This is a genomic window from Streptomyces sp. GL_140 (assembly GCF_057834465.1).
The window spans coordinates 1,983,277-2,005,215 of record NZ_CM174404.1; the positions used below are offsets into that span (position 1 = coordinate 1,983,277).

Annotated in this window: 15 protein-coding genes; 3 read left to right on the forward strand and 12 right to left on the reverse strand. The window is 71.9% G+C overall.

From position 1 onward, the window contains the following. Positions 1 to 72: 72 nt before the first annotated feature. From AC3IYJ_RS09245 to pyrG, 6 genes are all read right to left on the reverse strand, one after another. Positions 73 to 564: a hypothetical protein gene (locus tag AC3IYJ_RS09245; protein ID WP_489400835.1), complete on the reverse strand. Its 492-nt coding sequence runs from the start codon at positions 562 to 564 to the stop codon at positions 73 to 75. Continuing rightward, positions 549 to 1,709: a ParA family protein gene (locus AC3IYJ_RS09250; RefSeq protein ID WP_384656661.1), complete on the reverse strand. Its 1,161-nt coding sequence runs from the start codon at positions 1,707 to 1,709 to the stop codon at positions 549 to 551. The genes AC3IYJ_RS09245 and AC3IYJ_RS09250 overlap by 16 nt, the downstream gene beginning before the upstream one ends. Before the next feature lie 337 nt (positions 1,710 to 2,046). Next, positions 2,047 to 3,162 carry an alanine dehydrogenase gene (gene ald, locus AC3IYJ_RS09255; protein ID WP_243340997.1) on the reverse strand — a complete coding sequence of 372 codons (1,116 nt, stop codon included), beginning with the start codon at positions 3,160 to 3,162 and terminating at the stop codon, positions 2,047 to 2,049. A 152-nt stretch (positions 3,163 to 3,314) separates the two neighbouring features. Then, positions 3,315 to 5,288 (reverse strand): tetratricopeptide repeat protein, encoded by a 1,974-nt coding sequence (locus tag AC3IYJ_RS09260; RefSeq protein WP_489400836.1) that lies wholly within the window; start codon positions 5,286 to 5,288, stop codon positions 3,315 to 3,317. A 237-nt stretch (positions 5,289 to 5,525) separates the two neighbouring features. Then, positions 5,526 to 6,158 carry an NUDIX domain-containing protein gene (locus tag AC3IYJ_RS09265; RefSeq protein ID WP_489400837.1) on the reverse strand — a complete coding sequence of 211 codons (633 nt, stop codon included), beginning with the start codon at positions 6,156 to 6,158 and terminating at the stop codon, positions 5,526 to 5,528. An 80-nt stretch (positions 6,159 to 6,238) separates the two neighbouring features. Next, positions 6,239 to 7,909, reverse strand: a complete 1,671-nt coding sequence (gene pyrG / locus AC3IYJ_RS09270; protein WP_489402753.1) for a CTP synthase — start codon at positions 7,907 to 7,909, stop codon at positions 6,239 to 6,241. Between the two features lie 475 nt (positions 7,910 to 8,384). On the opposite strand from pyrG, the gene AC3IYJ_RS09275 reads away from it, so the two are divergent. Further along, a complete protein-coding gene (locus AC3IYJ_RS09275) occupies positions 8,385 to 10,190 on the forward strand; it encodes a glycoside hydrolase family 15 protein (protein ID WP_489400838.1) in 1,806 nt (601 codons plus the stop codon). 77 nt (positions 10,191 to 10,267) lie between these two features. Then, positions 10,268 to 11,650 carry an FAD-binding oxidoreductase gene (locus AC3IYJ_RS09280; RefSeq protein WP_489400839.1) on the forward strand — a complete coding sequence of 461 codons (1,383 nt, stop codon included), beginning with the start codon at positions 10,268 to 10,270 and terminating at the stop codon, positions 11,648 to 11,650. A gap of 18 nt (positions 11,651 to 11,668) precedes the next feature. Here the strand turns inward: AC3IYJ_RS09280 and AC3IYJ_RS09285 are convergent, their stop codons facing one another. Together AC3IYJ_RS09285 and AC3IYJ_RS09290 are read right to left on the reverse strand one after the other, a co-directional pair. Then, on the reverse strand, positions 11,669 to 13,300 hold the full coding sequence (locus tag AC3IYJ_RS09285) for a flavin monoamine oxidase family protein (RefSeq protein WP_489400840.1): 1,632 nt from the start codon (positions 13,298 to 13,300) through the stop codon (positions 11,669 to 11,671). A 12-nt stretch (positions 13,301 to 13,312) separates the two neighbouring features. Beyond that, entirely contained in the window at positions 13,313 to 14,869 is a 1,557-nt protein-coding gene (locus AC3IYJ_RS09290; RefSeq protein ID WP_489400841.1) for an APC family permease, read from the reverse strand. Between the two features lie 181 nt (positions 14,870 to 15,050). On the opposite strand from AC3IYJ_RS09290, the gene AC3IYJ_RS09295 reads away from it, so the two are divergent. Further along, positions 15,051 to 16,673, forward strand: coding sequence for a PucR family transcriptional regulator (locus AC3IYJ_RS09295; protein ID WP_489400842.1), 1,623 nt, complete (start codon positions 15,051 to 15,053; stop codon positions 16,671 to 16,673). Between the two features lie 354 nt (positions 16,674 to 17,027). Here AC3IYJ_RS09295 and AC3IYJ_RS09300 read toward each other — a convergent pair whose 3' ends face one another. The 4 genes from AC3IYJ_RS09300 to AC3IYJ_RS09315 all read right to left on the reverse strand — a co-directional run bounded on the left by AC3IYJ_RS09300 (position 17,028) and on the right by AC3IYJ_RS09315 (position 21,936). Beyond that, positions 17,028 to 18,164 carry a glycosyltransferase family 4 protein gene (locus AC3IYJ_RS09300; RefSeq protein ID WP_489400843.1) on the reverse strand — a complete coding sequence of 379 codons (1,137 nt, stop codon included), beginning with the start codon at positions 18,162 to 18,164 and terminating at the stop codon, positions 17,028 to 17,030. 157 nt (positions 18,165 to 18,321) lie between these two features. Then, entirely contained in the window at positions 18,322 to 20,049 is a 1,728-nt protein-coding gene (gene recN, locus AC3IYJ_RS09305) for a DNA repair protein RecN (RefSeq protein WP_489402754.1), read from the reverse strand. Between the two features lie 112 nt (positions 20,050 to 20,161). Further along, on the reverse strand, positions 20,162 to 21,118 hold the full coding sequence (locus AC3IYJ_RS09310) for an NAD kinase (protein ID WP_489402755.1): 957 nt from the start codon (positions 21,116 to 21,118) through the stop codon (positions 20,162 to 20,164). 2 nt (positions 21,119 to 21,120) lie between these two features. After that, entirely contained in the window at positions 21,121 to 21,936 is an 816-nt protein-coding gene (locus AC3IYJ_RS09315) for a TlyA family RNA methyltransferase (protein WP_384659522.1), read from the reverse strand. Positions 21,937 to 21,939 lie beyond the last annotated feature (3 nt).

Here is a 21,939-nt window from a genome sequence, read left to right on the forward strand (position 1 = left end):
GTCCGGCGCAGCGGCGCGAAGCCGGTGAGGCCCGCCAGGGCCGAGCCGTGCGAGCGCTGCGTCAGAAAGGAGTCAGCGACCCCGCAGGCGGCGGACCAGGATGCTGGCGTCGCCGCGGGATTCGAGGTCCGCCAGGACCACGGCCACCGCTTCGCGGACGATGCGGCCGCGGTCGACCGCCAGACCGTGTTCCCCGCGCAGCACCAGCCGCGCGTGTTCCAGGTCCATGAGCTCCTCCGCGGAGACGTAGACCGTGATCTTCTCGTCGTGCCGCTCGCGCCCGCTGGGCCGCCGGTTCGCACCGCGGCCCTGTCCCTTGACCCGGCCGGGCGAAGGGGCCGGGACGGTGACGCCACCGGAACCTTCCTGCGGACGCCTCTGCGCGCCCACCCCCGGCTCCGTACCGGCCTCAGCCTCCCGGCTGCGGCCCTCCCCCGCCGTGCCCTCCGCCGCCGACGCGGCGTGCTCGACTCCCCGCGACGCCGGCGAGGACGACGTGAGCGCCATCCCCCCGGTCGTCCGGAACAGTTCGTCGGCTCCGGGCAGACTCACTCGGCGGGACACCGGGCGAGCACCTCCCTGGCCAGCTGGCGGTAGGCGGCGGCGCCGACGGAGTTGGAGGCGTACGTGGTGATGGGCTCACCGGCGACCGTGGTCTCCGGGAAGCGCACCGTGCGGCCGATGACCGTGTGGTAGACGTGGTCGTCGAAGGCCTCGACCACGCGCGCCAGCACCTCGCGGCTGTGCACCGTACGGGAGTCGTACATCGTGGCGAGGATGCCGTCGAGCTCCAGCTCCGGGTTGAGCCGCTCCTGCACCTTCTCGATGGTCTCGGTCAGCAGGGCCACACCGCGCAGCGCGAAGAACTCGCACTCCAGCGGCACGATGACCTTGTGAGCCGCCGTCAGGGCGTTCACGGTCAGCAGACCGAGCGAGGGCTGACAGTCGATCACGATGTAGTCGTAGTCGGCCATCAGGGGCTTCAGGGCCCGCTGCAGCGTCGATTCGCGCGCGACCTCACTGACCAACTGCACTTCCGCAGCGGACAGGTCGATGTTGCTCGGCAGCAGGTCCATGTTCGGAACCGCCGTCTTGAGCAGCACCTCGTCGGCCGACATGCCCCGCTCCATGAGCAGGTTGTAGACCGTCAGGTCGAGCTCCATCGGGTTCACGCCGAGACCCACGGACAGTGCGCCCTGGGGGTCGAAGTCGACGAGCAGCACGCGGCGCCCGTACTCGGCGAGAGCGGCACCCAGGTTGATGGTCGACGTGGTCTTGCCCACGCCGCCCTTCTGGTTGCACATCGCGATGATCTTCGCCGGACCGTGGTCGGTCAGCGGACCCGGGATGGGGAAGTACGGCAGCGGGCGTCCGGTCGGGCCGATCCGCTCACGACGCTGGCGGGCAGCGTCGGGGGCGAGAGTGGCCGCGTACTCGGGGTCCGGCTCGTACTCCGCGTCGGGGTCGTAGAAGTGCCCTTCGGGCACCTTGTCGTAGTCGGCGAAACCCACGGGCTTTTCGCCGCTCAGGTCGCCGGCCCTGGAGTTCACGTCTAGGCCGTCCATGCTCTTTTGGGGCGTCGTCATGCGCTGGTGGTTTGCGAAGGTGCGGACTGCGACGGAGCCGACAGCTTCGATTCCGGCAGGGCCCTGACCCCGCGCAGGCGTACCTGCTCGACCACCCCCAGGGGCAAATGTCGACTCATTCACAAGTCGTCTTACCTCCTCGGACGTGACCAGGACACTTATCGATAGGTCAGCGTGGCACCATGCCGACGGTTGGCGACTCTATGGCGTGTCACCACTCAGCGGCAACACAATCCGCCGGACCCGGCACGATGTGTCGGCAACCGAACACCACTCTGTCAAGGGCGCACGAGCTGTCGCCGGGAAGTTTCGCAGGTGTGCGAAAGGGTTAAAGGGTTACGTTCGAGGCGAGTTGAGCGGCCCCGTCGACCGTCCCGCAAACACGTCCGGCCGGACCTTGCGGGCAAGGTCCGGCCGGATACGTGAGATTGACGTCAGTCGTTGACGGAGCGGCTCGAAATCAGCCGAGGAGCGTGCTCAGCTCGAGGGTCTCGAGACCGTGGGCCTCGGCGACCTCGCGGTAAACGACCTGCCCGTCATGGGTGTTGAGGCCCAGCGCGAGCGCGGGGTCGCGACGCAGCGCCTCGACCCAGCCGAGGTTCGCGAGCTGCACGATGTAGGGCAGCGTGGCGTTGGTCAGCGCGTAGGTGGAGGTGTTCGGCACCGCACCCGGCATGTTGGCGACGCAGTAGAAGACCGAGTTGTGGACCTGGAAGGTCGGCTCGGCGTGGGTGGTCGCGCGGGAGTCCTCGAAGCAGCCGCCCTGGTCGATCGCAATGTCGACAAGGACACTTCCGGGCTTCATCTTGGCGACGAGCTCGTTGGTGACCAGCTTCGGGGCCTTCGCACCCGGGATGAGGACCGCGCCGATGACGAGGTCGGCCTCGACCACGGCCTTCTCCAGCTCGAAGGCGTTGGAGACGATGGTCTTGATCTTCGTGCCGAAGATCTTGTCCGCCTCGCGGAGCTTGTTGATGTCGCGGTCCAGCAGGGTCACGTGGAAGCCCATGCCGACGGCGATCTGCACGGCGTTCCAGCCGGAGACGCCGCCACCGATGACCACGCACTCACCGGCGTGGGTGCCGGGCACGCCGCCGGGGAGGACGCCGCGGCCGCCGACCGAGCGCATCAGGTGGTAGGCGCCGACCTGCGGGGCCAGCCGGCCCGCGACCTCGGACATCGGGGCGAGCAGCGGGAGGGCGCGGTTCGCCGTCTCGACCGTCTCGTACGCGATGGCGGTGGTGCCGGACTCCAGCAGGGCGTCCGTGCACTCGCGGGAGGCCGCGAGGTGCAGGTAGGTGAAGAGGGTCTGGTCCTTGCGGAGGCGGTGGTACTCCTCCGCGATGGGCTCCTTGACCTTCAGCAGCAGGTCCGCGGTCGCCCAGACCTCGTCGGCGGTGCCCAGGATCTCGGCACCGGCCGAGACGTACTCGGCGTCCGTGATCGAGGAGCCCACACCGGCGTTCTGCTCGATGAAGACCTGGTGGCCGTTGCGGACCAGCTCATGCACGCCGGCGGGCGTGATGGCGACCCGGAACTCGTTGTTCTTGACCTCGCGGGGGATGCCGACCTTCATCGTGGCTCACGGTCCTTGGCTCAGGGGATGTTTCGGGGTACTTCCATACAAACCCGTTTACAAGAACACGCAACGGGATGCCCCAGGGACTGCCCTGGTGAACCCAGTCTAATGAAGGACGAGCTGCTGTCTAGCCTTGCAAACCAACAATCTCAGTCGGAACCACTACGGATTTCGCAGGCTGCGGGGTCATCTCCCAACAATCTGTCGGCTGCGGACCGGTGCAGCCGGGCCGCCGCGGGATCGCCGAGCCGGTCGAGGGTGTCGGCCAGCCGCACCTGAAGCGCGGCCTGAAGACGCAGGTCGCCCGCCTTGCGCGCGAGCTCCACCGCCTGCCTGCAGGTGTGCAGCGATTCCTCGGGCCGCCCCGCGTACTCCTGGATCCGCGCCATCTCGCTCAACGCCTTTGCCTGGCCCGGGACATCGGCGAGCCTGCGGTACCCGGCGAAGGCGGCCCGCCAGCTTCGCAGCGCCTCTCCGTACCGGCCCGCGTACGTGTGTACGTTTCCGAGCCGTCCGTACAGCCTCGCCTCGTCCTCCCGCTCCCCCCGCGCGAGGGAGTGCGACAGGGCCCGGCCGAACCAGTCGGAGGCCCGGTACCAGTCCGCGAGCTCCTGGTACGCGCCGCCTACGGATTCCATCGCGCGGCCCGTCGCGTACGGGTCGTTCGCCGCCCTTCCGGCGTCCAGCGCGGCCCGGTAGCGCTCCAGCGCCTCCTGGGTACGGCCGGTCCCGGCGTCCAGATCGGCCAGGTTCAGCAGCGCGGCGGCCTGTTCCCGGTGCAGATCGCGCCGCTGGGCCACGTCCAGGACCAGCCGGTGCAGCCCGTACAGCTCGGGGGCCGCCTCGGCGGTGCCGCGGTGGTCGGACAGGGCCCCGGCCAGCGCCGCGACCAGGCGCCGGGCCAGGGTGTCCAACTCCCCGTCGGCGACGGCCAGGGAGGCGGCCGCCGACAGCGCGGGCAGCCGGGTGTCCAGCCAGGTCGCCGCCGCCCGCCGGTCGGCGAAGCGCAGGACGCGCGGCAGCCCGTCCAGCTTCTCCGGGACGCCGAGACCGCTGTCCTCGCCCTCCTCGGCCATGGCCCGGCAGGAGAGCAGCAGCCGTACGGTGCGCTCCAGCATCCGGGCCCGTGCCAGCTGGACCTCGGCGGGGCGCTCCTTGGCCTTCAGCAGGGCCTGGAGCAGGGGTGCGAGGCAGCCGGGCAGCAGGAACAGCCCGTCGTGGGCGCCCCGCACGAGGCCCAGCGCGGCGAAGTCCTCCAGGATCGACTGCGCGGCGGCCACGGAGCAGCCGGCCAGGGCGGAGGCGGTGTGCGAGTCGATGAGCCCGGCCGGGGCAAGCGGAAGCAGCCTCAGGGTCCGCTGGGCGGGCTGCGGCAGGGACTCGTAGACGAGCCGGAAGGCGCGGGCGAGCGGGCCGCTGGTGTTGGCGGGCATGTCGTGGAGCTGCTTGGCCACATCGGTGAGGGAGGCCTTGGGGTGCGCGGCGAGCCAGCCGCCCGCCAGGCTCAGCGCGGCGGGCTGCCCCCCGCACTCCTCGGCGAGGGCCTCGGCGGCGCGGGGGTCGTTGGCCACCCGGATGTCACCGATGCACTGGACGAGCATGCGGACGGCGGAGGGGGTGTCCAGGCCTCCCAGGGTGCAGGGGCGGACATCCGGAATCCCGGTGAGGGGGCCCTGCGCGGTGACCACGACCAGGCACTCGGGGGTGTCCGGCAGCAGGGCGTCGACCTGGTGCGGGTCGGCGGCGTCGTCGACGAGGAGCACGGCCCGGCGGCCCGCGAGGGCCGTGCGCAGGGCGGAGCTGAGCTCGTCCTCGGCGGCTCCGGGCGGGGTGGGCTGCCCGAGCCCCTCCAGGAGGGTGCGGATGGCGCGCTCGGTGGCCACGGCCTCGCCGCCGGGGGCGGTGAGGCGGACCTTGTGCACCCCGTCCGGGTAGTCGTCGGCGATCTCGCGCACCAGGGCTTCGGCGAGGGCGGTCCGCCCCGATCCCGGCCGCCCCGCGACGAGCAGGACCCGGGCCCGCGGCGCCTTGGCCTTGCGGCCCGAGAGGGTGTCGAGCCCGGTCCGCGCGATGTCCTCGCGCAGCTCCTTGAGCTCACGCCGCCGCCCGACGAAATCCGTCACGGGATCCGCTCCTCTCGCTGCCTTCGGATTGCGAGCGTAGTTCACGCAGAGCGACGACCCGGGTGGAGCGCGGCGGACAAATCGCCCGATCGGATCAGCCGATCGTCACCTTTTCTACGACACGCCGGTGCCGGGACCGGCGCGTCGTGAAAAACGAACGGCTGAGCCGTCCCTTTCGAGTGCGGCGAGGTGCGGTGCCGGGCGGCGCGGACCCCGACAAGATCCGGAAGGGACGGCCTACGCCTCGTAGGGGCGGGCCGACCAGGGGGTCTGCCCCGGGCGCAGGGAGTCGAGGCCGCCCTCGGCCGCGAGGGCGGCCGACAGGGCCAGGACGCCGGTCACCATCCCCGGGTTGCCGAGCTCGCCCGCCAGTACGCCGTGCACCAGTTCGGGCAGCGGCACCCAGGCCAGCTCCATGTCCGCCTCCTCCGAGCCGGACTCGGCGTACCGCTCACCCTCCGCGTCCGAGACGCCCCGGGCGAGGAAGATCCGGATCGCCTCGTCCGAGCCGCCGGGCGAGGCGTAGAAGTCGGCCAGCACCCGCCAGTCCTCGGCCTTGACGTGCGCCTCCTCGTAGAGCTCGCGCTGCGCCCCGTGCAGCGGGTTCTCCCCCACCACGTCCAGCAGGCCGGCCGGGAGCTCCCACAGCCGCCTGCGCACCGGGTGGCGGTACTGGCTCAGCACCAGCACCCGTCCCGCGTCGTCCAGGGCCAGTACGCACACCGATCCCGGGTGCACCTGGTAGTCGCGGCGGGCCACGGACCCGTCCGGCATCCGGACCTCGTCCGAGGCCACCGCCGTCTTCGCGCCCTGGAACGGCCGCTGTGCCGACACCGTCTCCCAGGATTCCGCCGTGTCCTTGATGTCCATGCCCCGAAGCCCTCCACAACGCGCGACAGCCGGGGTACGGATCTCCGTACCCCGGCTGCCAACGTTATGCGGTCGTACCTCTACTTCGCGGCCTGCTGGCGCTCCACGGCCGCCTTGACCAGGCCCGCGAACAGCGGGTGCGGGCGCGTGGGACGCGAGCGCAGCTCCGGGTGGGCCTGGGTGGCCACCAGGTAGGGGTGCACCTCGCGCGGGTACTCGACGTACTCGACCAGCTTGTTGTCCGGGGAGGTGCCGGAGAAGACCAGACCGGCCTTCTTCTCCAGCTCGCCGCGGTAGGCGTTGTTGACCTCGTAGCGGTGGCGGTGGCGCTCGTCCACGTACGCCTGGTCGCCGTAGACCTCGCGCACGATGGAACCCTCGGCGAGCTTCGCCGGGTACATGCCCAGACGCATGGTGCCGCCCAGGTCGCCCGCGCCCTCGACGAAGGCCAGCTGCTCCTCCATCGTGGAGATCACCGGGTTCGCGGTGGAGGCGTCGAACTCGGTGGAGTTCGCGTCCTCGATGCCCGCCAGGTTGCGCGCGGCCTCGATGACCACGCACTGCAGGCCCAGGCACAGGCCGAGCAGCGGGATCTTGTTCTCGCGGGCGTAGGTGATCGCGCCGACCTTGCCGTTGACACCGCGGTCGCCGAAGCCGCCGGGCACGCAGATCGCGTCCACGTCGGCCAGCTGCGCCGCGGCGCCGGCCGGGGTCTTGCAGTCGTCGGAGGTGACCCACTTGATCTGGACGCGCGCCTTGTTGGCGAAACCGCCGGCGCGCAGCGCCTCGGTCACCGACAGGTAGGCGTCCGGCAGGTCGATGTACTTGCCGACGAGCGCGACCTTGACCTCGTGGTCGGGGTTGTGGACCCGGTCCAGCAGGTCCTCCCACACCGTCCAGTTGACGTCGCGGAACGGCAGGTCGAGCTTGCGCACGACGTAGGCGTCCAGGCCCTCGGTGTGCAGCACCTTGGGGATGTCGTAGATGGACTTGGCGTCGATCGCCGCAACCACGGCCGCCTCGTCGACGTCGCACATCAGCGAGATCTTGCGCTTGATGGAGGTGGGGACCTCGCGGTCGGCGCGCAGCACGATGGCGTCGGGCTGGATGCCGATGTTGCGCAGGGCCGCGACCGAGTGCTGGGTCGGCTTGGTCTTCAGCTCGCCGGAGGGGCCGATGTAGGGCAGCAGCGAGATGTGCACGACGAAGACGTTGTCGCGGCCGACCTCGTGGCGGACCTGGCGGACCGTCTCCAGGAACGGCAGCGACTCGATGTCGCCGACGGTGCCGCCGACCTCGGTGATGACCACGTCGACGTCCGCGGTGGCCATGCGGCGGATGCGGTGCTTGATCTCGTTGGTGATGTGCGGGATGACCTGCACGGTGTCACCGAGGTACTCGCCGCGCCGCTCCTTGGCGATGACCTGCGAGTAGACCTGGCCGGTGGTGACGTTGGCCGAGCCGTCGAGGTCGACGTCGAGGAAACGCTCGTAGTGACCGATGTCCAGGTCGGTCTCGGCGCCGTCGTTGGTGACGAACACCTCGCCGTGCTGGAAGGGGTTCATCGTGCCGGGGTCGACGTTCAGGTACGGGTCGAGCTTCTGCATCGTGACCCGCAGACCGCGCGCCTTCAGCAGCGCACCCAGGCTGGAGGCCGTCAGGCCCTTGCCGAGGGAGGAAGCGACACCCCCGGTGACGAAGATGTGCTTGGTCGTCATGGCTGTGCTGTTTCGAGAAGCAGCGGACGGCATCGCCAAGAGGGGGCTCCCGTGGGTCGCGAGGTGAGGTGCGTCCGGCGCCTGCCACCATCGATCCGGAGGGGTCTCAGGGGGCGCCGAAGCTGCGGTTTCGGGGCTCCTGATTCGCACAGGCAGACCACCGGTCCACGGGATACCAGCCTATCAGCGCCTGGGCCGGTCCGCTTCCGGCCACGCGCCGAAGCCTGCCCGGACCCCCTTCGCGGGGACATCGTTCCAGCTCACCCGTTCGGCCGAGCGCCATTGTCCCGGGGCTCGAGGGGATCACTAGGGTTCCGTCTTATCCTGCTCGGAGATCGACCACATCACCGTCGAGCAGCCCCGCGAACGGCGTAACCCGGCCTGTTCCGGAATCATGGGCGGGGCGCGGCGTTCCACACACACAGGAACGGGGAGCTCCGCGTTACCGCGCGACCGCGCAATGCCAGCGCCCTACGGGGCGGACGTGCTGTTCGACTGGAGATGCAACGTGTCCGGGCGCATCGAGGATTACGCACTGATCGGGGACATGCAGACCGCGGCTTTGGTCTGCCGGGACGGGGCAGTGGACTGGTTGTGCCTGCCGCGTTTCGACTCCCATGCCGTTTTCGCGAGCATCCTCGGCAGCGAGGAACACGGGTTCTGGCGGATCGGCCCGGCGTTCCCGGCCGGCGCCGAGCCCCCGCGCGCCTCGCGGCGCCGCTACCGCGGTGACTCGCTGGTTTTGGAGTCGGAGTGGGACACCCCGCGCGGCACGGTCCGCGTGATCGACTTCATGCCGCCCCGCGAGAACCACGCCCCGCAGATCATCCGCATCGTGGAGGGCATCAGCGGGCGGGTCCCCATGCGCTCCGCGCTGCGCATGCGCTTCAGCTACGGCCGCGTGGTGCCCTGGGTGCACAAGGTCGACGGGCGTACGGTCGCCGTCGCGGGCCCGGACTCGGTCTGGCTGGACACCGAGGCACAGACCTACGGCAAGGACCTGACCACCTACTCCGACTTCACCGTGGGCCCCGGCGACCGGATGGCCTTCTGCATCAGCTGGCAGCCCTCGCACAAGGAGCCGCCGCAGCCGCCGGAGGCCGAGGAGGCCCTGACGGCTACCACCGGGTTCTGGCACGACTGGGTCGAGCAGTGCACGTACCACGGCCCGTACCGGGAGGCGGTGATCCGCTCCCTGATCACCCTCAAGGCCCTCACGTACGCCCCCACGGGCGGGATCGTCGCCGCGCCGACCACCTCCCTCCCCGAGGAGATCGGCGGGGTCCGCAACTGGGACTACCGCTACACCTGGCTCCGCGACGCCGCCATCACCCTCTCCTCCCTGCTGCGCACCGGGTACCGCGACGAGGCCGCCGCCTGGCGGGACTGGCTGCTGCGCGCGGTGGCCGGCGACCCGGAGAACCTGCAGATCATGTACGGGATCGCGGGCGAGCGGGAGCTCGGCGAGACCGAGCTCGACTGGCTGCCGGGGTACGAGAACTCGCGCCCGGTCCGGGTCGGCAACGGCGCCGCCGGGCAGCTCCAGCTCGACGTGTACGGCGAGGTCACCGAGGCCCTGCACCTGGGCCACATGACGGGTCTGGCGCGCAACGACTACGCGTCGCTGCTCCAGCTCAAGCTGATCCGCTACCTGGAGACCCACTGGGACCAGCCGGACGAGGGCATCTGGGAGGTGCGCGGACCGCGCCGGCACTTCGTGCACTCCAAGGTGATGGCCTGGGTGGCCGTGGACCGCACGATCAAGCTGATCGAGAGCGGGGACGCCGACGGGCCGCTGGAGCGCTGGCGGGAGCTGCGCGACGAGATCCACCAGGACGTGTGCGAGAAGGGCTACGACAAGGAACGCAACACGTTCACGCAGTCCTACGGCTCCAAGGAGCTGGACGCCTCCCTCCTGCTGATCCCGCAGATGGGTTTCCTGCCGCCGGACGACAAGCGGGTGATCGGCACGATCGAGGCGATCCAGCGCGAGCTGTCCACCCCTGACGGCTTCATCCTGCGCTACCCGACGGCGGGCGAGGAAGCGGGCGTGGACGGTCTGGAGGGGGACGAGGGGGCCTTCCTCGCGTGCTCATTCTGGATGGCCGACGACCTGGCGATGATCGGCCGCGTCGACGAGGCCCGGCGCCTCTTCGAGAAGCTCCTCTCGCTCCGCAACGACCTGGGTCTGCTGGCGGAGGAGTGGGACCCCAAGCTCCAGCGCCAGGTGGGCAACTTCCCCCAGGCCTTCAGCCACGTCCCCCTGATCGACACGGCCCTGCGGCTCACCGCGAGCGGGGCGTACGGGGGCTGACGGGCCGACGCGCACGACGGATCGTGCCCGCCTACGCTTGAAGGGTCCTACGCCCTTCTGCGGAAGGGGGGGTGGCCATGGCTCCCCTCTCGAAGGCGGGCACGGCCCTTGCCGAGCTCCGCGAAGACCTGTCCGGTGACGTCTTCACTCCGGACGATCCGGGGTACGACGAGGCCCGCGCGCTCTACAACGGGATGATCGATCGCAGACCCGCCGCGATCGCGCAGTGCGAGAGCCCCGTGGACGTGGTGACCGCCGTGCGCTTCGCGCGCCGTCTCGACCTGCCCATAGCGGTCCGGGGAGGCGGCCACAGCGTCGCCGGGATGTCCCTCAACGACGGTGGCCTGGTTGTGGATCTGCGCCGGATGCACGCGGTGACGGTCCATCCCGGGGCCTCGGCCGTCCAGGTCGAGGGCGGCGCCACGATGAGCCACCTGGACCGGGCCTGCGAGCCGTACGGGCTGGCGACCACCGGCGGCCGCGTCTCCACCACCGGGGTCGGCGGCTTCGTGCTGGGCGGTGGCACCGGTTGGCTGGACCGGAAGTTCGGCCTGGCGGTCGACAACCTGCTCGGCGTCGACCTGGTCACGGCCGACGGCGAGATGGTGACGGCGACCGCGCAGGACCACCCCGAACTGTTCTGGGGGCTGCACGGCGGCGGCGGGAACTTCGGTATCGCGACCTCCCTGACCCTGCGGCTGCACGAGCTTCCGGTCATGTCCATCGCGTTCCTGCTGTACCTGCCGGAGCACGGACCCGAAGTGGTCCGCACGTACCGGGACGTCATGGAATCCGGACCGCGCGAGGCGGGCGGCGGCGCCATCTACATGACCGGCCCGCCCGAGGAGTTCGTGCCCGCACACCTGGTCGGCGCGCTACTGGCGGGCGCGCTGGTGACGTACGCGGGACCCGAGGAGGAGCTGCGCAGGCTGGCCGCGCCGCTGCTGGCCATCCCGCACGAGGTGGAAATGGTGACGGCCCTGCCCTACGCGGAGCTCCAGTGCATGCTCGACGACCCGCCGGGCATGCGGAACTACTGGTCGGCCGAATACCTGACAGGCGTGCCCGACGCGTTCGTGGACGTGTTCTGCGCCCGTGCGGACTCCATGCCGGTGCCGAGCGGCACCCAGCACGTCGTGTGGCCGCAGGGCGGCGCGATCGCCGAGGGTCCGGCCGACTACCCGGTGCCCTTCCGCGACGCGCCCTGGGCGGTGCACCCGTTCGGAGCCTGGGAGGACCCGGCCGACGACGACCGCGTCCGCCAGTGGGTCAAGGACGTCCGCGCCGACGTCCAGCCGTGGAGCACCGGCGCGGTCTACCTCAACTTCACCGGGGACGAGGGCGGGGACCGCGTGGTCGCCGGCCTCGGCCCGGACAACATGCGGCGGCTGGGCGAGTTGAAGCGGACGTACGACCCGGACAACGTCTTCCGCTTCAACCACAACATCAGGCCCGCGTAGCCGCCGGCCCGGGGCCCGTCAGCTCAGGGCGGTGATCACCTCCTTCGCCGCCCGCTCCCCTTCGGTTGCCCCGCCTTCCATGAAGCCCTGGAAGTCGTAGCTGCAGTGTTCGCCGCCGATGTGGATCCGGCCCTGCGCGGTGCCCTCGTACTTGGCGTACTTGTGCAGGTAGCCGGTCGGCCAGTACGAGTACGCGCCCAGGGAGTACGGGTTGCGGTGCCAGGCCGAGAGCTGCGCGCGCCCCGTCCAGGCGGCCTTGGTGCCGGGGAAGAACGCGTCGATCCCGGTCAGCATCCGGCCCGCGAGGCCGCGTACGTAGGGGTCGGAATCGGTGGCGAAGGGGCTGCCCGGGGTGAGCGAGCCGGCCAGGGTGCCGCCGCCGTACTGGAGCAGGATGCCGGCGTTGCCGGGCTGCACCTTCGTCGTGTCCCAGGTCTGCTGGACCTCGGTGTCGGTGAAGCAGTCCCCCGCGGAGACCCCCGGCCAGGGGCCGGTGCCGCGCCAGGGGCGGCTGGTGAACTGCATGTTCAGCTTGGTGCAGTAGCCCATGCGGGCATCGCGCAGCAGGTTCCTCATCAGCGGGTCGAAGCCGGCCCCGGTGAGGTCGATCCGCTGCAGGATGGGCAGCGGCAGGCACAGGATCGTGTGGTCCGCGACGACCGTGCGGGTGGCGCCCGCGTCGTTGAAGGTCAGCGTCTGGGTGCCGTCGGCGGCCACGCGCACGGCGGTCAGCTCGCGGCCCATCACGAGCGAACCGGCGGGCAGGGCCTTGGCGATGGCGTTCGGCAGCTGATCGTTGCCGCCGGTGATGTGGTAGCGCTCGTTGGACAGCCCCCAGACGTTGAAGTTGCCGGGATTGGACTGGTAGCCCATGAGCAGGACGAGGGCGAGCGCGGACTGCTGATCGGTGTCGGCCCCGTACTCGACGTTGTACGCGACGTCGATGAAGCGGCCTAGCTGCGAGCCGTGGCCGCCGGGGATCCGGGTCTCGATCCACTCGTACAGGGTCATGTTGTCCAGGGCCGTGCCGGCGGGGGTCGTCGAGTTCCACGAGACCTCGCCGGCTTCCTGGAGGTCACGGTGGAGCGCCTGGTAGACGGCATTGAAGTCCTGGTCGGCCTGGGCGCGCGGGTAGTACGTCCCGTCGAACCAGAGGACTTCCTCGGCCCCGTTGGGCCCGCCGCCGAGGAAGTCCTCGACGGACAGGTTGAAACGGCGGCACAGCTCCAGGATCTTCTTGTGGCTGGTGTCGATCAGTTCGCCGCCGATCTCGGATGTCTGCCCGTAGCCCCACAGGGAGCGCTGGCTCCACATCCGGCCGCCCACGCGGCTCGGGTTGGCCTCGTAGAGCGTGCAGGCCACGCCCGCGTCCTTGAGGGTGAGGGCGGCGGTCAGCCCTGAGATTCCCGCGCCGACCACGGCGACGCGAGCGGGGGTGACGGGCTTCTTCTCCGGGAGCGCCTCCACCGCGTGGGCGGTCGCACCCGCCGAGGAGGCCAGGGCGGTGCCGAGGCCGAGGGCCGCGGCCCGGCCGAGGAGCTGGCGGCGGGTGGATCCGCGGACCTCTGCCACGGGCAGGCCCAGGCGGCGGGCGGCGGCGTGTTCGGCGGCGAGCTGTCGCAGCGCGTGCATCAGCGGCGTACGGGCCATGGCGGTGGCTCCTTATCGGACGTTCGCGTCGGAAGGAACGGCGGGAGCGGGGTCGTCGGTGCGTTCGGCCGCGTCCTCCAGGACCACGCGGCCGATGATCTCGTAGCGCTCGGGGGCCTTGAACTTCAGCCACAGGCCGAGCCCGAGGCCGCCGAAGAAGACGACCCCGACGATCCACGGGATCAGCGTGAAGAAGAACGAGTCGGCGGCCAGCCCGGCCGCCGTCCTCATGTTGACCAGCAGCAGCACGACCACGGCGGCCATGGCGATGCCGCCCACCAGCGGGGCCGTGAAGGTGCGGAACCAGTGCCGGTCCTCGGGGTGGTTCTTGCGGAAGTAGCCGATCACCGCGAAGGAGCACAGGGTCTGCACGATGAGGATCGCCATGGTGCCGAGGATCGCGAGCAGCGTGTACAGGTGGACGTAGGGGTCCTGCCCGGTCAGCCAGAACAGCGCGACCAGGCCGGTGGCGATGCCCGTCTGCACCATGGAGGAGATGTACGGGGACCCGTGCTTGGGGTGCGTGCGCCCCAGGCCGGGGTGGAGGAAGCCCTCGCGGCCGATCGCGTACAGGTAGCGGGCGGCGCACTGGTGGAAGGCCATGCCGCAGGCGAAGGAGCCGGTGAGCAGCAGCCACTGGAAGGCGTCGACGGCCCAGGCGCCGATGAAGGTGTGGGTCGGGGCGAAGAACAGGTCGAGGGGGCTCGCGGAGGCGGAGAGCTCCACCGACTTGGTCAGGCCGTTGCCGGCGATGGTCATCCAGGACACGTAGATGTAGAAGAGGCCGACGCCCACGACCGAGATCAGGGTCGCCTTGGGGATGACCCGCTTCGGGTCGCGGGACTCCTCCCCGTACATGGCGGTGGATTCGAAGCCGACCCAGGACCAGAAGGCGAAGAAGAGGCCGAGCCCGGCGGAGGTGCCGGTGAAGGCGTTCTTCGGGTTGAGGGGCGAGACCGGGATCCCGTCCGGGCCGCCGCCCGCGATCAGGACGGCGGTGGCGACGGCGAAGAGGACCGCGATCTCGGCGACGAGCATCACGCCCAGCGCCTTGGCGGTGAGGTTGATGTCGAAGTGGGCGAGGGCGGCGGTGATCGCGAGCATGGCGGCCGCGTAGACGATCCACGGCAGGTCGATGCCGAGCTGGTCGTGGACGGTGGTCTTGGTGAAGTAGGAGAAGACTCCGACGATCGAGGCCTCGAAGACGATGTACGCGAGAACCGCGAGCATGCCCGACGCCATGCCGGCGATCCGGCCGAGCCCGTGCGAGATGTACCCGTAGAAGGCGCCGGCGGCGGTGATCCGCTTGGCCATGGCCACGTAGCCGACCGCGAAGACGGTGAGCACGGCGGTCGCGAAGAGGTAGCCGGCGGGGGCGCCGATGCCGTTGCCGAAGCCGACGGCGATGGGGAGGTTGCCGGTCATCGCGGTGATGGGGGCGGCGGTGGCCACGGCCATGAAGACGACGCCGACCAGGCCGACCGAATTGGCCTTGAGGCGCTGGACCTGGGGTGCGCCATTGCCCGATCTTCCATCCGTGCCACTGTCCGAGCTGCTGTCCGTGCTCATGGCTCCTCGTTCCTGTCGTGAGGGCGCTCACTCTCTCGGTGCGTGACGTACGCCACAATCGGCATCCAGTCCGATAATCTCCTTGCAGGGCAGACGAGTTGTCGGGCCGGACGGGGGGAGATCGACCCTCGTAACCGCCCGGTGATGTGCCTGGAACAGGGCTCCCGGTACCGTCCGCGATATGGACAATCAGGGCGGGATCACGGTTCAGCGGGCACTGGAGCTGCCGGGGCTGCGGAGCGGGCTGCCCGAGGTGGTGGCCTGCGCCGACCGGCTCGGCCGGAACGTGCGCTGGGTGCACGCGGGCGAGGTCCCCAACATCGCGTCCCTGCTCAAGGGCGGTGAGCTGCTGCTGACCACGGGGCTCGGCCTCGGCACCCGGCCCGCCGAGCAGCGTGCCTTCGTACGCCGCCTCGCGGACCGCGGCATCGCCGCGCTGGTCGTCGAACTGGGGCCGAGGTTCACCCGGCTGCCCGCCACGATCGTGGAGACCGCCCGCGCGGCCGGCCTCCCGCTGGTCCAACTGCACCGCGAGGTCCCCTTCGTGACGGTCACGGAGGAGGTGCACACCGAGATCGTCAACGGCCACTACGCCCTGCTCCAGCGGGCCGAGGAGGTCCACCGCCGCTGCACCGAGGCCCTGCTGGGCGGCGGCGGGATCCCCCAGGTCCTGCACATCCTGGCCGACTTCACGGCCAACCCGGTCTTCCTGGAGACCCCCGACGGACAGCTCCTCTACGCGGCCGGGCCGGTCTCCGGCGAGGCCGCGGCGGACCCGCTCCAGGTGTGGGAGGGCCTGCGCGGGCAGCGCCCGGCCGAGCCGACCGGCAACGCCGTGGTCGTCGACGTGCCGGGCGGCGGCCACGGCAGCGGATCGGTCCGGGCCCGGCTGGTCCTGCTCGGCGTGTCCGCCCCGCTGCTGCCCGTGCACCGGATGGCGGCGGAGCGGACGGCAGGCGTACTGGCCGTCGTGCTGATGCAGGCCCGGCAGGAGGACGAGCTGGCGGCGCGCGGCCGAGGGGACTTCCTGACCGACCTGTCGGAGGGCCGGATCTCCGCGGAGGACGCCCCCGCGCAGGCCCGCGTACTGGGCTTCAAACCCGGGGCCGGCCCGCTGCTCCCGGTGGTCATGCGGCTCTCCTCGGACCTTGCCCCGTCGGGGAACTGGGCGGTCCTGGCCCGCGCGGTCCTGGAGGAACTCTCCTCGGTCGGCGTCCCGGTGCTCCTCGGAGTCCGCCCGGTGGAAGGCCGCGTCCCCCTGCTGGTCTCCCTGCGCAGCGACGCCGAACGCACGACGGTGGCGGACCGGGTCGCGGCGGCGCTGCGGGCCGGCGTCGAGCGGGCCGGCCTGGACCGGGCGGGGGCTCCGCCGGCCGTGGTCGTCGGGGTCTGCGGCAGCTGGGCGGCGGCCTCGGCGGGCCTGCGCCACGCCGCGGAGACCGCGACGGCCGCACACGGGCTCCCCGCCCGGCCCTGGTACGACGCCAGGCGCCTGGACATCGACCTCCTCCTGTGGCGGCTGCGCGAACACCCCGACCTGGCGGCCTTCGTGGACCGCGCGATCGGCGCCCTGCGCGTGCACGACACCGTCTCCCGGCCGCCGCTGCTCCCCACCCTGGAGACGTACCTGGCCCACGCGGGCCGCAAGGCGGAGACCGCGCGCGAGCTCCACCTGAACCGCCAGACCCTGTACAACCGCCTGGCCCGCATCTCGGAACTCCTGGGCGCGGACCTGGACGACCCGGAGACGGTCCTCTCCCTCAGCCTGGCCCTCCGGGCGCGCCGCCACACGGCATCTTCTTGACGCGCCGCTCGCGCGACTCGGCCCTGGCGGGCCTCCCCGGCTTCACGCCGCTGCGCCGGACTCCGTCCGTCGGGGGCTCGGCGGTGGTGCCGCCACTGCCGTCCCGGCGCCTGCCCGGTGGGCGGGTGCGGGTGGTCGGCCCTGCGGGGCTGGTCCCCTACCCGCCCTTCCACCGTTCCCCGGGCTCTGCCCGGACCCGGTCCTCAAACGCCGGACGGGCTGGAAAATCCAGCCTCGCCCGGGGGCACCTCCCAGCGGTAGCTGGGGGAGTTTGAGGCGCGGGGTCTGGGGCGGAGCCCCAGGGAACGGGCGACGGGCGGGTCGGGGACATGCCCCGCAGGGCCAACCCACTGGCTACCGACGCCGGTCGACCAGCTCGTCGTACACCGACAGGACCTGCGCCACCGTGTCGTCCTCCGACGGCCACGTCCCCGCCTGGGCGCGCCCCGCCACCGCAAGGGCCTCCCGCCGCGCGGGATCCGCGAGCAGCCCGGACACGGCCTCGGCCAGCGCCCCGGCGTCCCCGTACGGGACCAGCACTCCCGCCTCCCCCACCAGCTCGGGGAGACCGCCCACCGCCGTCGCCACCAGCGGCACGCCCACCCGCAGGGCCTCCTGTGCCAGCGGCGACCGCGCCTCCCACCGGCTGGAGAGGACCGCGACGTCCGACGCGGCCAGCAGCCGCGCCGCGTCCCGCCGACGGCCGAGCAGTCGTACGGGCAGGCCTTCCAGGTGGATGCGCCGGGCGAGTTCCGCCCGCATCGGGCCCTCCCCCGCGATCACCAGCAGCGGCATCGGGTCCAGCATCCGCCAGGCCCGCGCCGCGTCGAGCAGTACGGAGTACCCGCGCCGGGGCACCAGGCTGCCGACCGCGATCAGCAACGGCCTTCCCACGACGCCCAGTTCCGCCCGCGCCTTGCCGGGGTCACCGGGATCCAGGACGGCCGCCGGCCCCTCCGGCACCGGTACGGCCACCGCCGCCAGTCGCGCGTCCCGCGCGCCGAGCCGCCGGGCCAGGTCCACCTGTGCGGAGGAGGCCCCGAGGACGATCGCGGCGGCCCTGGCGACGTGCCGCTCCAGCATCAGGCTCAGCCGGCCCGCGCCGGGGCCGCCGCCGTGCCAGCTGACGACCAGGGGGATCCGGCGGCCGCGCAGGGCCAGGGCCGCGCGCATGCCGGCCCGTACGCCGTGCGCGTGCACCACGTCGGCCTCGACGCAGGCGGCCCGCAGGGCGCTCACCGCGTCCGGGGTGAACCGCGCTCCGGCGCCGGTGAAGTCGTACTCCCCCTCCGCCTCCACGGGTGCGCACACGGTGACCCGTACGCCCCGGGCGGCGAGCCCGGTGGCCAGCGACCGAACGTGCGCACCACCGCTCGCGCCGCCGAGCACCTGGACGGTGCGAAGGACGGGGACGGTGACCGGGGAGCTGCTCACGGGCCGAAGCTCCAGGGTGAGGGAGGCAGAGACGTCGCCCAGGATGCCAGTCCGCACGCGCGTTCCGGGACCATACGGGTGCGGATCCCGTACGAGATACCGCTGTGCGCCCCCGAGCCTCACCCACACGGGCTAGCGGGGCGTCAGCCTGACGACTACGCCCCGCCCCGTCCAACGCCCACGACGACGCCCGGAACGACGCCCAGGACGACGCCTACGACGACGCCCGCGCGGCCGCCAGCAGCTCCTCGGCGTGCGCCCTGGCCGACGCCGAGTCCTCGTGGCCGGCCAGCATCCGCGACAGCTCGCGGATCCGGTCCTCGCCCTCCAGGACGGTGACGCCGCTGCGGGTCACGGAGCCGTCGTTGGTCTTCTCCACCAGCAGCTGGCGGTCGGCGAAGGCCGCCACCTGGGGCAGGTGGGTGACCACCACGACCTGCGCCGACTTGGCCAGTTTCGCGAGGCGGCGCCCGACCTCGATGGCCGCCTTGCCGCCGACGCCCGCGTCCACCTCGTCGAAGAGGTACGTGGGCACCGGGTCGGAGCCCGCGAAGACGACCTCGACGGCCAGCATCACCCGGGACAGCTCACCGCCCGAGGCGCCCTTGGCGATCGGCCGCGGCTGGGCGCCGGGGTGCGGGGCCAGCAGCAGTTCGACCTCGTCCGTGCCCGAAGGCCCGTAGGCGACGAGGCGGCCGCCGACCTCCACCCCTTCGGGGTCCTCGGTCTGGCGGATGTCGATGGTGACCCGCGCGTGCGGCATCGCCAGCGAGGCCAGCTCCTCGGTGACCGCCGAAGCGAAGCGGGTCGCCGCCTCGCCCCGCGCATCGGTCAACGCCTGGGCCAGTGCGGAGAGTTCCAGGCGCAGCCCGTCCCGCTCCACGGTCAGTTCGCCGATCCGCTCGTCGTCGCCGTCCAGCTCCAGCAGCCGTGCGGAACCCCGCTCGGCCCACTCCAGTACGGAGTCGACCGAGTTGTCGGCGGACCCGTACTTGCGCGTCAGCTGGGTCAGCGCCGCCCGCCGGTCCTCCACGGCCGACAGTCGCAGCGGGTCGGAGTCCAGGTCGTCCGCGTATCCGGCGAGCTCACCGGCCACGTCCCCGAGCAGGATCCCGAGCTCCCCGATCCGCTCGGCGAGCACGCCGAGCGCCGGGTCGTGCGAGCGTACGGATTCCAGTGCGCGGTGCGCCCCGGCGACGAGCGCGCCCGCGTCGACGCCCTCCGGGTCCTCCACGTTGCCCGCGAGGGCCGCGTGGGCGATCTGAGCGGCCGAGGCCAGGGATTCGGCGTGCCCGAGGCGTTCGGCCTCCGCCGCCAGCTCGGTGTCCTCGCCCGCGACCGGCTCCACGGCGGCGATCTCGTCGAGTCCGAAGCGCAGCAGGTCGGCCTCCTGGGCGCGCTCCCGGGCCCGGGTGGTGATCTCTTCGAGTTCCGCGGAGACCGCGCGCAGCCTGCGGTGGGCGGCGGCGTACTTCTCCAGCGGGACGGCCACGGCGTCGCCCGCGTACCGGTCGAGGGCCTGGCGCTGCCGGGCGGGCCGGAGCAGGCCCTGCTGGTCGGTCTGGCCGTGGACGGCGACGAGGTCGTCGGCGAGTTCGGCGAGCAGCCCGACGGGGACGGAGCGGCCGCCGACGTGGGCGCGCGAGCGGCCCTCGGCGGAGACGGTCCGGCTGATCAGCAGGGCGCCGTCGTCGAGTTCCGCCCCGGCTTCCTCGGCGCGCAGGGCGGCGGGGGCGTCCGGGCGCATGACGATGCGGCCCTCGACGACCGCCGCCTTGGCCCCGATCCGCACCAGCGCGGGGTCGGCCCGGCCGCCGAGCAGCAGCCCGAGGCTGGTGACGACCATCGTCTTGCCGGCGCCGGTCTCGCCGGTCACCGCGGTGAAACCGGGCGACAGCTCGACCACCGCGTCGTCGATGACCCCGAGCGACCGTATCCGCATCTCCTCAAGCACGGGACGACGATACCGAGGTTTCACGGGTGCCATGTGACGTCACCCGCCCAGATCGATTCGAACACTCATACTATTTACGTAGGACTGCCCGTCATCGGCCCTAGTGCGGCGCCCCGCGCCACCCCGACACCGGCAGCGCGAACTTCGCGACCAGCCGGTCCGTGAAGGACGCGTGGTGCAGCCGCGCGAGCCGCACCGGCACCGTGCCCCGCCGGACCTCGACCCGGGCCCCGGCCGGCAGTTCCACCGTCCGCCGCCCGTCGCACCACAGCACCCCGTGCGGGGTCCCGGTCTGCACCTCCACCGCCAGCACCGAGTCCGGCGAGGTCACCAGCGGCTTCGCGAACAGCGCGTGCGCGCTGATCGGCACCATCAGCAGCGCCTCCACCTCCGGCCACACCACCGGCCCGCCGGCCGAGAAGGCGTACGCGGTCGAGCCCGTCGGAGTCGCGCAGACGATCCCGTCACAGCCGAAGCCGGACACCGGGCGCCCGTCGATCTCCAGGACCACCTCCAGCATCCGCTCCGGGGACACCTTCTGGACGGCCGCCTCGTTCAGCGCCCAGTCCCGGTGCACCACGTCCCCGTTGGTCCGCACGAGCACGTCGAGGGTCATCCGCTCCTCGACCTCGTAGGACCGCGCCACGACCCGGTCCACGACCTTGTCCAGGTCGTCCCGCTCGGCCTCCGCGAGGAACCCGACCCGGCCCAGGTTGACGCCCAGCATCGGCACCCCCGAGCCGCGCGCGAACTCCGCCCCGCGCAGCAGGGTCCCGTCCCCGCCCAGCACGATCAGCAGTTCGCACCCGTCGAACACCTCCGGGGTGCACTCGGCCACCAGCTCCACCTCGGGCGGCAGCGGCAGGTCCACCGCCTCGTGCCGCAGGACCCGTACGCCCAGTCCGTGCTTGAGCAGCCCCTGTACGACCAGCTCGGCACTGCGGATGGCCGCCGGCCGCCCGGTGTGCGCGAGCAGGAAGACGGTCCGCTGCCCCGGATCCGCCGGTCCGGCCGACTCCGCCGGGTCCCCCGACGGCGCCGATTCCCCTGAAGTCATGGTCACTGCGGCCCCTCCGCCACTGCACGGTCAACATCCGCCGGGTCGAGTGCCGGTGCCCCCGCCCGCAGCCACAGAAAATACTCGACGTTGCCGGACGGGCCCGGAAGCGGGCTCGCGGTGACCCCGGCCACGCCCAGGCCCAGCTTCCAGGCCTGCGCCGCGACGTCCCGCACGGTCTGGGCGCGCAGCTCGGTGCTGCGCACCACGCCGCCGCTGCCGAGCCGCTCCTTGCCCACCTCGAACTGCGGCTTGACCATCAGCACGAGGTCCGCGTCCGGCGCGCAGCACCGTACGAGAGCCGGCAGCACCAGGCCGATCGAGATGAAGGACAGATCGCCGACGACCAGGTCCACGGGGACCCCGTCGAGCTGCTCGACCGTCAGCTCGCGCACGTTCGTACGGTCCTTCACGGTGACCCGGTCGTCGCTCTGCAGCGACCAGGCGAGCTGCCCGTAGCCCACGTCGACGGCCATCACGTGGTCGACGCCCGCGCGCAGCAGCACGTCGGTGAAACCGCCCGTGGAGGCGCCCGCGTCCAGGGCCCGGCGGCCCTCGACGAGCAGCCCCTGCGGTACGAAGACCGCGAGCGCGCCCGCCAGCTTGTGGCCGCCCCGGGAGACGTAGTCGGGATCGTCCTCGTCCTTGAGGACGACGAGGGCCGCGCTGGTCTCGACCTGGGTGGCCGCCTTCGTCGCCGTGTTGCCGCCCACGGTCACCCGGCCCGCCGCGATCAGCTGCGCGGCGTGCTCGCGTGAGCGGGCCATGCTGCGGCGTACCAGTTCGGCGTCCAGGCGGCGGCGTGCCACTCCTGCCACGTT

What these genes read in the sequence shown, in the direction of transcription:
- ald (WP_243340997.1), bottom strand. Translation starts at nt 3,162, where the DNA reads ATGAAGGTCGGCATCCCCCGCGAGGTCAAGAACAACGAGTTCCGGGTC.
- AC3IYJ_RS09265 (WP_489400837.1), bottom strand. Translation starts at nt 6,158, where the DNA reads ATGGACATCAAGGACACGGCGGAATCCTGGGAGACGGTGTCGGCACAG.
- pyrG (WP_489402753.1), bottom strand. Translation starts at nt 7,909, where the DNA reads ATGCCGTCCGCTGCTTCTCGAAACAGCACAGCCATGACGACCAAGCAC.
- AC3IYJ_RS09280 (WP_489400839.1), top strand. Translation starts at nt 10,268, where the DNA reads ATGGCTCCCCTCTCGAAGGCGGGCACGGCCCTTGCCGAGCTCCGCGAA.
- AC3IYJ_RS09285 (WP_489400840.1), bottom strand. Translation starts at nt 13,300, where the DNA reads ATGGCCCGTACGCCGCTGATGCACGCGCTGCGACAGCTCGCCGCCGAA.
- AC3IYJ_RS09290 (WP_489400841.1), bottom strand. Translation starts at nt 14,869, where the DNA reads ATGAGCACGGACAGCAGCTCGGACAGTGGCACGGATGGAAGATCGGGC.
- AC3IYJ_RS09295 (WP_489400842.1), top strand. Translation starts at nt 15,051, where the DNA reads ATGGACAATCAGGGCGGGATCACGGTTCAGCGGGCACTGGAGCTGCCG.
- recN (WP_489402754.1), bottom strand. Translation starts at nt 20,049, where the DNA reads ATGCGGATACGGTCGCTCGGGGTCATCGACGACGCGGTGGTCGAGCTG.
- AC3IYJ_RS09310 (WP_489402755.1), bottom strand. Translation starts at nt 21,118, where the DNA reads ATGACTTCAGGGGAATCGGCGCCGTCGGGGGACCCGGCGGAGTCGGCC.